The 14,024-nt window shown below is 40.1% G+C and carries 11 protein-coding genes; 4 read left to right on the forward strand and 7 right to left on the reverse strand.

Going from position 1 to position 14,024, the window contains the following annotated elements:
- The first annotated feature begins 451 nt into the window (after window positions 1-451).
- Window positions 452-1,153: a hypothetical protein gene (locus tag H5180_RS05140; RefSeq protein ID WP_182757827.1), complete on the forward strand. Its 702-nt coding sequence runs from the start codon at window positions 452-454 to the stop codon at window positions 1,151-1,153.
- Between the two features lie 58 nt (window positions 1,154-1,211).
- Entirely contained in the window at window positions 1,212-1,955 is a 744-nt protein-coding gene (locus tag H5180_RS05145) for a zinc-dependent metalloprotease family protein (protein ID WP_182757828.1), read from the forward strand.
- A 58-nt stretch (window positions 1,956-2,013) separates the two neighbouring features.
- On the opposite strand, the gene H5180_RS05150 is transcribed toward H5180_RS05145, so the two are convergent.
- Window positions 2,014-3,225 (reverse strand): ectonucleotide pyrophosphatase/phosphodiesterase, encoded by a 1,212-nt coding sequence (locus tag H5180_RS05150; RefSeq protein WP_182757829.1) that lies wholly within the window; start codon window positions 3,223-3,225, stop codon window positions 2,014-2,016.
- Window positions 3,226-3,427: 202 nt separating this feature from the next.
- On the opposite strand from H5180_RS05150, the gene dgt reads away from it, so the two are divergent.
- Window positions 3,428-4,891, forward strand: a complete 1,464-nt coding sequence (gene dgt / locus H5180_RS05155; RefSeq protein ID WP_182757830.1) for a dGTPase — start codon at window positions 3,428-3,430, stop codon at window positions 4,889-4,891.
- 74 nt (window positions 4,892-4,965) lie between these two features.
- Window positions 4,966-6,483 carry a hypothetical protein gene (locus H5180_RS05160; RefSeq protein WP_182757831.1) on the forward strand — a complete coding sequence of 506 codons (1,518 nt, stop codon included), beginning with the start codon at window positions 4,966-4,968 and terminating at the stop codon, window positions 6,481-6,483.
- A 77-nt stretch (window positions 6,484-6,560) separates the two neighbouring features.
- On the opposite strand, the gene H5180_RS05165 is transcribed toward H5180_RS05160, so the two are convergent.
- The 6 genes from H5180_RS05165 to H5180_RS05190 all read right to left on the reverse strand — a co-directional run bounded on the left by H5180_RS05165 (window position 6,561) and on the right by H5180_RS05190 (window position 13,841).
- Window positions 6,561-7,220: a hypothetical protein gene (locus H5180_RS05165; RefSeq protein WP_182739343.1), complete on the reverse strand. Its 660-nt coding sequence runs from the start codon at window positions 7,218-7,220 to the stop codon at window positions 6,561-6,563.
- A 364-nt stretch (window positions 7,221-7,584) separates the two neighbouring features.
- A complete protein-coding gene (locus tag H5180_RS05170) occupies window positions 7,585-8,250 on the reverse strand; it encodes a class I SAM-dependent methyltransferase (protein WP_149980345.1) in 666 nt (221 codons plus the stop codon).
- A 9-nt stretch (window positions 8,251-8,259) separates the two neighbouring features.
- Entirely contained in the window at window positions 8,260-11,901 is a 3,642-nt protein-coding gene (locus tag H5180_RS05175) for an AAA family ATPase (RefSeq protein WP_182757832.1), read from the reverse strand.
- A complete protein-coding gene (locus H5180_RS05180) occupies window positions 11,898-13,142 on the reverse strand; it encodes an exonuclease SbcCD subunit D C-terminal domain-containing protein (RefSeq protein ID WP_182757833.1) in 1,245 nt (414 codons plus the stop codon). The genes H5180_RS05175 and H5180_RS05180 overlap by 4 nt, the downstream gene beginning before the upstream one ends.
- A gap of 76 nt (window positions 13,143-13,218) precedes the next feature.
- The gene (locus H5180_RS05185) at window positions 13,219-13,458 is read right to left on the reverse strand and encodes a hypothetical protein (RefSeq protein WP_145238872.1); all 240 of its coding nucleotides are present in this window, start codon (window positions 13,456-13,458) and stop codon (window positions 13,219-13,221) included.
- Between the two features lie 128 nt (window positions 13,459-13,586).
- Window positions 13,587-13,841, reverse strand: a complete 255-nt coding sequence (locus tag H5180_RS05190; RefSeq protein WP_145238869.1) for a hypothetical protein — start codon at window positions 13,839-13,841, stop codon at window positions 13,587-13,589.
- Window positions 13,842-14,024: the final 183 nt, after the last annotated feature.

Consider the following 14,024-nt stretch of genomic DNA (forward strand, 5'->3'; position numbering starts at 1 on the left):
TCTTGAGTATTGATCCGCAGCTCACAGAAAAAATAGGCTCACTACGTTATAGATGTTCACAGTCACTTATGATGATGAGAGTCTGCGGCAAAAGACGCGGAGTATGAGGTTCATCTGATGTGCAGTAAAACAAATAAATTTTATCGTCACGATAATATTATTTTTCATATCTCATTTTGGTTAATCAATAGTAGGTGTTTTTTTATTGCAATAAAGTATGTAACTACAAAAGGTATAATTGATAAGTTAATGTTAACTTAACGCGTTGTATTTTTAGTATTAAAGTTATTCATTCATAACTTTTATATATTTAATTTATTAACTGTAAGATTAATATGATAAATATTGAAAGTTTCGTTTTTGTTTTCGGTAACAAATTTATGCTTGCGATTTAATTTACTCTGATGTAAAAATAACAATATATTAACCTTTAGATCTAAAAGAGAGACAAATGAAAAGGGCTATTGCATTTATTGTTATCGTTCCGATCAGTGCTTTTTTGCTATATGAGTTCGTTATCTACAAAGAAAGCAATGTAACCCATTCGGTTGCTGCGAGTGACGTTCAGTTATCGACTATAGCGCCTAAGTTAGGGGCTAAAACATCACCAGATATATCGTTACCAAGAGTTTTAGCTAAACCTAAAGTAGCTGTAAATCAAACACATGATGAATTTGATGCTATTAATCGACTCTCAGAGAAAGCAGAGCAGATTCTCAAAGCCTCAGGATTTTTGCCTACAGATTTACATAATGAGGTTTATATAGAATTTGACTTAGTTGCGCTCAGAAAGCTAAAGCAAGGCGATAATTTTGATCTAGCTATTCCACAAACCGCTGAAACCTTTAGCGCAGAGGTTACCAATGTAATTGCTGCTAGCAATGGTGATAAAAGTATTTTTGGCCGAGTGCTTGGTGCTGATGGGCGATTTCACACCACCGTGATGACTATTGGCGCAGACGCTATATATGGCCAATTAACTGCACCAAGCGGTAATTATGTATTTGAAGGTAAAGGGCAATATGGTTGGCTTGCGGCAAAGCGAGATCTTTATAAAAACCACATGGAACATCAAGTCACTAATCAACCCACATTAGAGCCAAGCAATGGTGAGGATCCGTTTGCACCAAAAGCAGAAGGTAATAACTTATAGAAATTTTTCAGAGCAGACTTTAACACAGTAATACAACACAACCTGACAAGGAACTACTATGAATAAACGACTAACTACTTTAGCTGCATTATGTGCATTAGGTATGACTGCAACTAGCCACGCCGCGACTATTGATATTGCGATTTTATATACAGATCAAGCGGCGGCCGCCACTGCAAACATTAATACTAAAATTAACCAGTATATTGCTTTTAGTAATCAGGTTTATAGCCAAAATGGTATTGATATTTCACTGCGTTTAGTAGGCAGCGAAAACTTAGGTAATCATGCAATTACACCTTCTAGCAGCTGGCTAAATTCAGTCACTAACAGTAGTTATATTCAAGGTTTACGCAATGGTTGGGGGGCAGATATGGTTGCGGTGCTTGGTAATGGTCAAAGTGCTGGCAGTAACCTAATTTCGTGTGGTATTGCGTGGGTTGGCAATGGCAGTAATGGTAATTTATATAGCTCAGTAAGTAACAGTATGTACAGTATTACAGCGGTAGATTGTGGAGCAACAACCTTTGTACATGAATTAGGCCACAATCAAGGCTTAGCACACTCTCGTAAGCAAGGTGATACATCAGGTGGTGTTTATGTTGATGGTATGGGCCATGGCGTACAAAATCAGTTTGCCAGTATTATGGCGTACCCTCATGTATTTGGTAGTGCCACGCAGTATGATTATTTTTCTAACCCGAACTGGAGTGTTAATGGTATTCCTTACGGTGTAACTAGTGAATCGTTTGCATGGCGTACAGTAAATGCCACTAAAGACAGTATTGCTAACTTTAAATAGCGTTTATTTTTAGTGAACAGTTTTTCCCTTTTGAGCGCATTAGCGCTCTTTTTATTATTTAATTTAAAGCAGGCCAAAGTGTTGCGCCATCGCCATCGATTGCATTGAGTACTTTAATTCCCAGTACTTTGGCAATAAGTGGGTAAACATCTAAGTTATTTACTTCATCGATTACTAATGAATTTTTAAATGCTGGGCCATTGGCAATAAAGGTTGCCGCCATATCTTCGCTATAAGCATAGCCATGGGTACCTAAATAGCTTACTTTACCGGTATCAGCAAAACTTCTTGGTGCTGTGGTTTGTAAAATAATATCACCAGTTCGGCCATTGTTAGCATAGTGATAAAGCTTACGTTGTTCATCACTTAGTACGGTATAGCGCCCTTTTGCTGCTTTCGTTAAGTGTTGTTTATATGCTGTGATCTCAGCTTTTGTAGTGCCTTTATTAGCATAGATCAATACTCTCGGTCCGGTATTTTTAACCATAAACTTGTCGTCTTTCGGTAAGCTGCTGATAGCAATACTTTGGTTTGGCTCAACGGTACTCATACCATGATCGGAGACAATCACTAAGTTAACATTTTGCTCTAGTTCATTAAGACGTTGCTGTAATTGCCCCATTAATACATCTACTTCTTTTACCGCTTGCTTGGTTTGCTCCGCATCAGGCCCATATTCATGGCCCATACTATCTACCAGTGAAAAATAACTAACAACTAATTGCGGGCGCTGCGCTGCTGGCAATGTTAGCCATTGAATAATTTGATCAACACGATTTTGATAATCACTGTGTTTTGAATAATGGTAAAAGTAATCCGGCAGCATGCCATTAAATCGCGCATCCGATTCTGGCCAAAAATAAGCGGCTGATTTTAATCCCTGCATCGACGCCAAATTCCACAGTGGAATGCCGTTGAACCATGTGCTGTCGTCTTTCCCTTTTCCCATGCTATAGCATTCATTTCTTTGTGTATCGCAAAAGCGGTTATCTACTACGCCATGATTAATTGGCAATAAACCAGTAATGATAGATATATGATTAGGAAATGTTTTAGTCGGATATACCGGGCGCATTTTAGTTGCGCGAACTCCCGATTTAGCTATTGCGGCTAAATTTTCAGCACCGTGTTTTTCGATGTAATCCCAGCGGAATCCATCAAGAGAAACAAGTACTACGGTATTATTAGCAGAGTTTCTATCGTCTTTAGCGTGGCTAAAAGAGCCATAAATGAGCAATGCTAATAACAGAAAACTTAAAATAGGCTTCATTGTATTAATACCTTTGTTGGGCGTTATTGGTAATCAGAAAATAAACAAATACGTTACGATATGCTTATGTTTAATATGCAGTGTACCGCTATTTTATGACCGTGATAATTATTAATAGATAAATTTTGTGCGAACAGCAGTCATAGATATTAATTTAGTAAACAAGCTGTTAGATTAAAAGTAGACAATAAAAGGAGCGTCTATGATCGATTTCAGCAAAAAAATAACGTCAGCGCGTGAGCTGCGCTCAACCCCTAATTTACAGATGGCGTTAGAAAGCGATCGTGGCCGTATCATCAATAGTGCTGCAATTCGCCGCTTACAACAAAAAACGCAAGTGTTTCCGTTGGAGCGCAATGCTGCGGTACGCTCGCGGTTAACTCACTCCCTCGAAGTACAACAGGTTGGGCGCTTTATAGTGCAACGCATCTTTGCGAATTTAACGGCCAAACAACAAGCTGAATATGGCCTAACAGGGTTAGAGAGGCCGCTAGAAAGTCTGGTTGAAATGGCCTGCTTGATGCACGATATAGGTAATCCACCGTTTGGTCATTTTGGTGAAGCTGCGATTAATCACTGGTTTAACGCAAATTTAGCAACGCTTACCCCTCAGCGCTGCGCCGATCCACACACGGGAATTGGCTTAATATTTAAACATTTAGCACAAGATATTTGTAACTTTGAAGGTAATGCGCAAGGTATCCGTATTGTACACTCACTGTTATCACTTAATTTAACCTATAGCCAAACGGCTGGTATTTTAAAATACACGCGTCCGGCAAGTATGGCTAAAGAAGATATACCACGAACTAAAAATTATTTGATGAAAAAAGTAGGCTTTTACTACAGTGAAAAAAACTTTGTTGAAAGATTGCAAAAAGAGCTATTGATAGAGCCACAATGTCGCCACCCCGCCAGTTATATAATGGAAGCGGCTGATGATATTTCATATTGCTTAGCTGATATTGAAGATGCCGTAGAAAAGGGCATTATCACTGTTGAGTTATTATGCGATAAACTCAAACAGCATTATCAAAAAGTGTTAACTAATCTTACTATTGACGATGTAGAGCATCAGCACGTGGTTGAAAAAGCAGTTAACTATGCCCTCGATAAGGCTGCTCAGCAACCTTATAACTTTAATAGCGAGTTTTTTATTTATTTACGGGTAACTCTACTCCACCCTCTGGTTAATTATGCGGCCAAACGTTTTATAGATAATATTGAAGCGGTTTATCATGGTGATTTTAATCAGGCCTTGTTAGAAGACCGCAGTCATTTACATGCTATAACCACCACTTTGAAACAAGTGGCGTTTGAATATGTGTTTTCACATAAGGAAGTCGGTAAACTTGAATTACAAGGCTATCGAATTATCAATGGATTACTTGATTGTTATAAGCCATTACTGCTGCTAAGTCATGATGATTTTAAACGGGTGATCAAAGGGGATGGTCGCTTCTTAATTGAAACACGGTTGCTCAAAAAGCTTTCGAAAAAGCATTTAAATAGCTATTTACAAGCCATTGAAGCGATGCAAGCAGAACCCGATCATGTCCTCGCTTATGAGTTTTATTATCGCTGTCGATTTATTCAAGATTATATCAGTGGCATGACAGATCAATTTGCTTACGATGAATACCGTACCTTGATGGTAATTGATTAGCAAAACACACAGCTAGATAAATTTGCGCACAACTATTAAACTGAGTTTATTGTGTTATTTTGTTTAATAGATTTATGATGGCTCACGTATTACGACTTTGTTTATTTATTTTATTTACTTTTAGTTTCAATAGCTTTGCTAAATACAGTGAAGCTATGTGCATTTTGTACAAACAACAAATGCAACAATACAGCGATAATACAAGTAGCCGTAGTTATCGAAATGCTGCAAAAGATTATAAAAACAACTGCAGCAACCCACCTCCAGCAGCGTCTCAAGCGCAACCAGCACCTGTAGTGGTTGCACCAAAAACACATGTTGATAATAAAATAAAATCTACATTAGAGACGCAAAACTCGACTGTAACCCCCCTTGACAGCAATTCGTCAGTAGCCAGAAATGAGCCTGCAGAAGTTCAAAGGGAGGCGTCTGTAATTGTTGAAAATGTTGAGAATGTCCAAAGTATTGAAGTTGAGCAAAAGAGCAGCGCAGAAACCACAGTCGAACAGCCGCTTGGGCAAAACAATGATGAAGTTGACGCTACACCCGAAGCCGTAATAACAAGCGAACCTGCGACGATAAAGGTAACAGCCCCAGAACCAGTGCGCACTGAGTCGGATTCGTTATTGATGCCAAGTTTACTGTTGTTAGTAGTTTTATTCTTAGCTGCAATGTTGCTGCTGCGCTTACGGGCTAACAAAAAAGCAGCAGTTGAAACTGCGCCGCTGATTCCTGCAACTGATGAGGCTTCAAGTACAGAAGCCGCTGTATCAAAATTAACCCCCGCAAAGGCTGAGCCCGCAGCAAGCGAATCCACTGTTGCGCCAAAAAAAGCAGTTATAGCAGAGCAAGTAGTGATTGCAACTCCACAAACTGAAGTGATAAGTGCAGACGATGTGAACGTAAAAGTTGAGCCAACGCAGCGGCTTTTTAAAAATGAGCATGATTTTAAAGAGCCTGAAGTGCGTATGTTTGATCCTGATGCGCCATTACCAGGTCAGAAGCCACAACAACCTAAAGACGTCATAAAGCCTGCGACGGTAAATGTTGAAGCTGATCTTGAAACTAATTTAGAACCACACCAAACGACCACAACAGAGCTCGATAGCGAAGCTGAGCAATTACCTAAAATGGATGATGAAAACGTTATTCATTGCGCAACGAATGAAGTAGCAAATGAAATTGTCCATTCGGATGATGTTAATAGTAGTGGCCAAGCGCTCACATCAGGCCCTTCGCAAACGAGGGAAGTTAAGCTATCAACGACCGTAGATGTTCAACCACAAGCAGATACTTTAACGGTAACTGACAGTGATGATGAAATAGCACAGGCGCTTGCTGCATTAAACGATGAATTAGCAGCAGAGCAGCATAGTGTATCAGAGCAAGATGAAAGAGATGATATATCTGGCGCATCTGTAGCAGATCCAAATCAGCGTAAAGCTAACCCATTTGCTAATTTATCACTCGACCCCACTTGGGATCCAAATTCAAAAGAAAAGCCGACGATTGTCCCGAAAAAAACAGTGCCAAAATCAGCCAAATTAATTGCAGCACAAGAGCGTGCAAAACAGTTAAAAACCGACGATTAATTTATTAATTGTCGCTGGGGGTTGTTTATTCTCCAAAGCTCAGACTATTTCGTTTAGTAGCAGCCTGCTCTGGGCTGTTACTTGCTGCTATAAATTACTTTATTTGTATGAGTTAATATTACGAACCGCTTCACCCTTTTAGCATGTCGCCAACTAAAAAATAAAATCACAACGGTAATAAACAAACAAATACACACAATCCCCATTAATGAAGAGGCATGCTGTAATAAGCTTGTTTGGGGGAGTGACTTTACGTTTTGAGTAGCTAAACTAATCGATTGCATGCCTTTTCTGGGTAGGATGATTTCATAGACATGATCATTAGGTTGTACTTCGGCACGCTGTAAGTTGCCCGCTGTTTGCCATTGTAACTCAAACTGTTGGCGTTTTTTTCGCTGATGCTCCGTACACCAAAGTGCATTAATGGTGGCGTTTTCTTTAGTTTTACAGCGCGCTGGCAACTCATAAAAATTGCGCCATGCAGTCTGTTTTGCCGTGTTGTTATATGAGTGTAGATAAAAACCAGCTGTTATTGGTGATTCAATTATATTCGCGAAGCTGTCTTTATCGGTTGATGTTGTGATGTTTTCTCTGCGATTACAAAAATCAGCTAGTCGAGTTAATAGTGTTGTGTCAGGTTGTTCTAATTGCGGTTGTGTCAAAGGGGAGTAAACAGCGGATGCAGTACATAGCGGGCTGAAACTGAGGGAGATTAATATAAAAATCCATTTTTTCATTAGTTACGTCCTGTAAAAGATGAACTTACAGCCTACCATTATTTTTTGTTATTGCAAACTTTATAGGTACAACCAAATAAGACGGTAACCGTTAAAAGCTTATATTTGGCTTAAAAGCACATGAAAAAATTATTATTGATTCTAAGTGTGTCAGTACATTGTTGTTAGTGGGATGATACACAATCCCAAGTAATGGTGGTTTTATTAGACCTAATACGAGTCTATTTGGTTAGGGTAAGATATTGAAAAATAAAGTGTCAATATTAAAACCGTTAACCAGCGTTGGGTTAACGGTTTTAAAAATGCTTTAATGCATGTCTAGGAAGTAATACAGCATTGTGAAAGGTAAATTATTAGTTTACGTTTAGCGTTTTTGTGCCACATAACCACTAAAACCAAGTGTTTTAAAATACAACTTGCCACTATTGAAGCCTGTTTCATCGAGTAAGTCGGCAAGACGAATTCTATCAAGTGGGAAAAACTCATGCTCAAAATTATGCTGCATGCGCTCTACCCCTGTTTCAGTTAAGCCTAATTGTTTGCTGAGTATCAATTGGGCATCACGCTCAAAAAGTGTTTCTGGACGCATTAAATCGGCTAAATATAATTGCCCATGTGCTTTTAGCTGTGTGCTAATTGCTTGCAACATGGCTTTTTTATCGCCGTTATCTGCCACAAAGTGCATCACTAATAAGCATAATGCGGCATCCGCTTGTTGTTTAAGTTCGGATGGCGAGCCTAAGTGTAAAGTAACCCGCTCACTGATCCCAAGCTCAACAAATCGTTGCTTTGCGATATCGAGCATGTCTTGTGAGGTATCTTGTGCAGTAAAATGCCATTTAGGCTGCAAGGCAGCAAGGAGGGCGACTTCTTTACCGGTACCGGCGCCTATTACCAAAATATGTGCTTCATCGCCGAGCGTTGCTTGTAGTTGCGCTGCGGTACTGTTGTGCAGTAATTCATACCCCGGTACTAAACGAGGAATGCGAGAATCATACTGCGTTGCTTCGTCTTGTGTAAATGTTGGCATTACTATTCCTTAAATAATTGTAACAGTCGAATAGCCACCAGGTTTCTTGGCGACATGAACTTGGGTAGCAACCCGTTCTGTCATTTGAGATACATGGGAGATCACGCCCACTTTGCGCCCCTGCGCTTGTAATGAATCAAGTGCATCCATGGCAATGCTTAATGTTTCACTGTCTAACGTACCAAAGCCTTCGTCAATAAACAAAGAGTTAATACTTACTTTATTGGATGACAAAGATGCAAGGCCCAGCGCAAGTGCCAACGAGACTAAAAACGACTCGCCGCCGGATAAGGTATTAACTGAACGTTGCTCATCGGCCATGTCCTTATCAACAATGGCGATATCCAAGGTTTGCTCAATAGCGGTAAGTTCATAGCGTTTGTTTAACGTTCGTAAGTGGCTGTTTGCATAGTGTAATAATATTTTCAGCGTTTGCGTTTGTGCTAAGTTACGCATTGTTTTACCCGTTGCATCACCCAACACTTTATTAATTACATGCCATTGCTCGACGTGTTTTTGCAAGGTTGCCAATTCAGTTTGTTTGCCTTGCAGCGCCTGACGGTTTTGATTGTGCTGTTCAAGTACAGTATTGGTTGCAAGCTGTGTTTTGTGCTGCGCAGCTTGCTGATCGTTTAAATTGGCTAACTGTTGAATAAGCTCAGCATGACTTTGCTTAGGTTTATCGCTGTTTTGATGCTGTAAGTAAGCGTGTTTGTGCTGCTTTAACGCGGCATTTTCATCTATTAAAGCTTGCGCTAATTGTTCATGTTGCTTTAAATGCGTTTTAATTTCATCGCTACTTAGTGTTAGTAAAATTGTGACCTGTTCGTGGCTTGCATCGCTGTAGCGGCTTTTAAATTCAGCAAACCATTGATTATAGCGAGTATCGAGGTCGGCTTGTTCTTGCGCATTTTCAAGTAGCCGTTGCTCGAGGCCTTGCAGCGTTATCGCGTGCTCGTCGCGTTGTTTTATCGCGTTATCGTGCGCTTTTTGGCTGTGCTGAAGCTGTGCTTGGCATTGCTCTTGTTGAGCAGCTAGCTTCGTTTGGTAGTCGTCAGCACTAATGTGTTCATTATTAAATAGCGCTAAGCGCTCACTTTGCGAGCTGCTATGTTGTTGCTGTGCTTTGGCTAAATCATCATTTAGGTTTTTTAAGATTAGCTCCGCATCACTGATCAGCGGTGTAAACTGCTGCATCTGTTGGTCAGCGCTATCGAGTTGTTTTTGCGCTTGCTCAAGCTGCTCTTGGTTGTGCTGATATTGCTCAACTTGCTGGTTTAACTCAGTTAAATCAAGCGTATTATTTTGCAGTTGTTGCCAAAATTGAGCCTCTTGAAATTGTGAACCAAGGGTCGCGGTTAGCTCATTAATTTGTGTGCTTAGCTCACTTAGCTTGCTATTGAGCTGGCTTTGTTGATTGCTTAGTTCAAGGTGGCGTGTATGTAACAGTTGTTGAGCTTGCTGCTCATTTTTAAAGATACTTTGCAGTTGGTTTACTTGCTCTTGCAAGTTGCGCTGTTGTTTTTGTGTTGCATAATACTGTGTTTTTTGTTCATTGAGCGCAATGTAACTGGCCTCCAATTGCTCTGAGGTTAAGTCATTAAGTTCAGTGCGGGCCGCTTGCATGGTATGTTTTATTTCAAGCTGTTTAGTCTGTGCAGTCTGTACCGCTTGGCTGTGTTGTGTGTGTTCAGCAACGAGCACAGCATGCTGAGTTTGATGCGAGTGAAGCTCTGCTAGGGCATTTTCGTAGTGCTGTTTTGCAGTTTTATAGTCATTTTCAAAAGCAGCGATTAAGTTAGTTAATTGCTGATCTGCGAATGGGTGTTCGGTTGCCCCACATACCAAACAAGGTTCATTTGGCGTAAGTTGAGCACGTAAATGTTCGACACTTTCGCTGGCACGTAAGCGAGCTTGATTTAGTGCGTATTCACTGTGTTTAAGCGTTTGTTCTCGTGTTACAAGGTTCTGGGTTAGCGTTGTTTGTGTTTGCTCGCCCTGACTTAGTTTGCTTGCAATAACACTTTGTTGTTGCGTGCTTTGCTTTAGCTCTTGATTAAACTGTTTGTAACGCTCGCGTTGCTCTTTTAAGTAATCGATACTTTTAAGTTTGGCATCACATTGCTCAATATTAAATTGGCCGTGTTGCTTGTTGAGTTGATCAAGCTTTTGTTGTTCGCTTAAAAGTGTTTGTTCGCTTAGTGTCAGTTTTTTAGTTTGTGTTTCCAGCTGCTCGTTTTGCCGTATAAGCTCAGCTGCTAACTGTGTACTTTGTTCAGTCGTTGTTGCAAATTGCTGCTTAGCGTGCAAAAACTGATTAAAGCTATGCTGATAGTAATTCCAATCACTCGCTAGTTGCTTAAGTTGACTATGCTGGGTTAGCCATTGCTGATGTTGCTCGGAATGTTTTTTTGCTTGTTGATGACTTGCTTGGCTTTGTTTAAATTGCTGCTGTAAATGAGTAAGTTGTTTTTGTTCTTTTTCATTTTGCCTTGTAATACTGGTTATTGTTTGTGTTTGCATCGCAAGTTGATTGTCGAGCTCACGTGCTTTAGCAATGATTGGTTCTGCGCTTTTTTGTTGTTTTTTCGCCGTTTGCAAGCTCTCGTTGTGCTTTTCAAGTGTGCTGGCAAGATCAGTAATGAGTGCCGCGTGATCAATACTCTTTAAATCATTTACCTTGGTATTTAGTTCATTATTTTGCGCCGTTAAGCTTTTAAAACGATTGCGATTGTCTTTAATTTCCAGTGCACTTTGCGCTTGTTTAGCCTGTTCACTTTGTGTTGCAATGGCTTTAAGCGCTGTACTGGCTTGTTGTTGATTTTGTTGTGCTAGATTCAGTGCTTGCTCTAAACTATTGGCTTGCTTATACCAGTTTATACCCTGCTCGATGCCAGCTAAGGTTTTTGTAGTATCTTCAATTTGCTGTTTTAAATCATCAAGTAGTTGAGTTTTCGCGGCAAGTTCTTCGTCAGTGAGTAAGGTATAACTGGCTAAACTGGCTTTGAGCAATTCGAGTTTATTTAGCTGTTCTTTATGGCGCTCAAAAATACGTTTACCAATCAAGCTAAATTTATCTGTGCCAGTTAAGCATTCTAAAAGCTGGGCTCGTTCATCACCCGTGGCCTTTAAAAATGCCGCAAACTCATGTTGCGCTAATAATACCGCCCGCGAGAATTGTTCAAAGTTGAGCCCTATTTTACTTTCGACTTCTTTTATGGTGTTGCTTTTATCAGCTATTAGCGTTTCGTCTGGCAAAGTATAGAGGCTGTGCTCAGCTACTTTTAACTTGCCGGTTATTTTTTTATGAGTTCTTTGAATGGTATAGCGCGCGCGATAGAGCTGTTTATCTTGGCCTAAAAAATCGACCTCGGCAAAACCTTCCCATTTACCCTTACGTAATAAGTTACGTGGATCATTTAACTTTATACTGTCGCCATTAAAATCTATTAAGTTACCTTTATCACCTCTTAATCGAGCTGTTTTGGTATAAAGGGCTAAGCAAATCGCATCTAAAAAAGTGCTTTTTCCTGCACCGGTGTCGCCTGTTATGGCAAATAAACCAGCATCCCTTAACGGTGCTTTGGTAAAGTCGATTTCGGCGTCAACAATTGAGGCTAAGTTATGGATGCGTACTGCGGTTATTTTCATAGTTGTTCTTGCTCCGCAAGTTCGCTTATTACATCGTTTAAAAGGGCTTTTAGCTCATCCGGGACAGCTTCCCCCGCCATGTCTTTGTTATTGGCAAACGCTTGCTCTAATAACATTTGCGGGTTGAGCATTTCGACTTGGCTTAAATCTTCAAAGACAGTTAAACGCTGCTCTTTATTTTGCTGACGAACGCGTTCTATGCCGCAAAAGCGCACTTCTTTGTTCTCTAGTGCTTTTTCAATTTGCTCTCGAAAAGTTGTATCGGTATCCCCTGCACTGAGCTTTACTCTTAAATACGGAGCTTGGCTATATTGGCTTAGGTCTAGGCTCGATAGTTGTTGGCATAATTGTTCAAGAGGTACGCACTCTCCTTCAGGTAATAGAATCACTTCTGTTGGGCGAGGAATGTAAAGGGGGTTTACAGTCACTGCAATCGTATCATCAGTGGTGGTTGTAAACTCAGCAACACATACTTGGTGTTTATAGTTACGCTCTGAAAACGACATCGGTATTGGTGTACCGCTATAGCGGATTGTCTCGGACTTTGCGACTATTTGCGCTTTATGCAAGTGGCCCAGCGCAACGTAATCAGCATGATTGCTAAACACGTTTGCTGTGACTGATTCTTCTCCGCCAATTATCAAATTTCGCTCAGAATCACTGGAGATATCGCCGCCCTTGGCATGTAAGTGCCCCATCACTATCAGCGGCGTTGTTGCAGGCTTATCAATGAGCGCATGATCAATACTTAGCTGGTACGCCTTAGCTATGCCTTGAGCGTAATCGTGACCGTTTTCAGTGTGACTAAGCGAACTAACATCACTGGCACGTAAAAATGGCATTGCAACGATATGAGCTGTTACAGAGTTGCTATTTAAACGCAGTACCACATCTGCTGGGCTGTTCGCATCAAAACGGCCTACGACCTGAGTATCAAACTGAGCAAGCAGCGGCTGGGCGGCCATTATGCGATTTGCAGAATCATGATTACCGGCAATAAGCACTATTTGTAATGCAGGGCAGTGTTTTTTGGCATCTTTTATAAATTGGTAGAGTTGATTTTCACTGCTAGCAGGTGGGGTAGCTGTGTGATAAATATCACCAGCGACTAACAGCAGATCTATTTGTTGTGTGACGAGCGTGTCTATCAGCCAACTGAAAAACACCTGATGCTCTTGGCAGCGATTGTGTTCGTAAAATTGTTGGCCTAAATGCCAATCTGAGGTATGTAAGACTTTCATGTCACGCTCTTAAAAAACAGTTAAGAGCGTCAATATACCCAAGCTAAATTAAGATGCAAGGGCACAAGCTTAATCTTTAACTTGTTAGGTTATACCAAGCAAAGATCACCATGGGTAAAGCTAACAATGCCAGCACTAATGGTACTTTGAGTGCTTTGGTTTGTTTGGCCTGCAGTACTTTTAACGCATTCGTTTCGTTACAGGCAGCTACTTTATCAATATAAAAATAACCTGAATCTAAATACTGTTTACAACTTTGTTCATCTGCTGGAATTGCAATTACTTCTTGTTGTTTTTTTAGGATATAAAAATCCATATGCCCACCGCATTTTACTAGTATGTTGAAACACTTTTGAGGAGAAAAGCGATGCTTTTAACCCCCTCAAATCAAAAAAGTGGGCGATTTTAAATACAAATGACTATAAAGGTCAACTAAAGAATTCATTATTTAGCCATTAATACAAAAATAGCCGAAATTAAGCTAAAAGTTATGCTTATAACCACCAAACTACTGCATAAAACAAGCCACTTTTTACGTTTTTTACTATGTTTTGGAAAGCGAGCGAGTGCGTCGTTTTTATCGCAAGCCGCAACGACTTCAACAAACTCAAAGCCCCGCTTTTGATATTCATTTAGTTGCTCAGTCTGAGCTGGAATTGCCGCAACACTATTATCTTTTTTTACAATGTAAAATTTCATCGGTTACCCCTGCAAGCTGTCAGCTAACTTATTCAATACTATGGTAAGAGGGTTTACTACTCATCGTTTAGGTTAACGTGTTTACAAACTGTAAAGCTAACTGTAATTGACTTGCATTAATTAAGCCTGAATTTCGTACAAAAGTTGCTGTAAACCCCCTTTACAATAATTGCCTTGTTGTTA

It is taken from the genome of Pseudoalteromonas sp. SR41-4, assembly GCF_014163985.1.
Classification (GTDB): domain Bacteria; phylum Pseudomonadota; class Gammaproteobacteria; order Enterobacterales; family Alteromonadaceae; genus Pseudoalteromonas; species Pseudoalteromonas rhizosphaerae.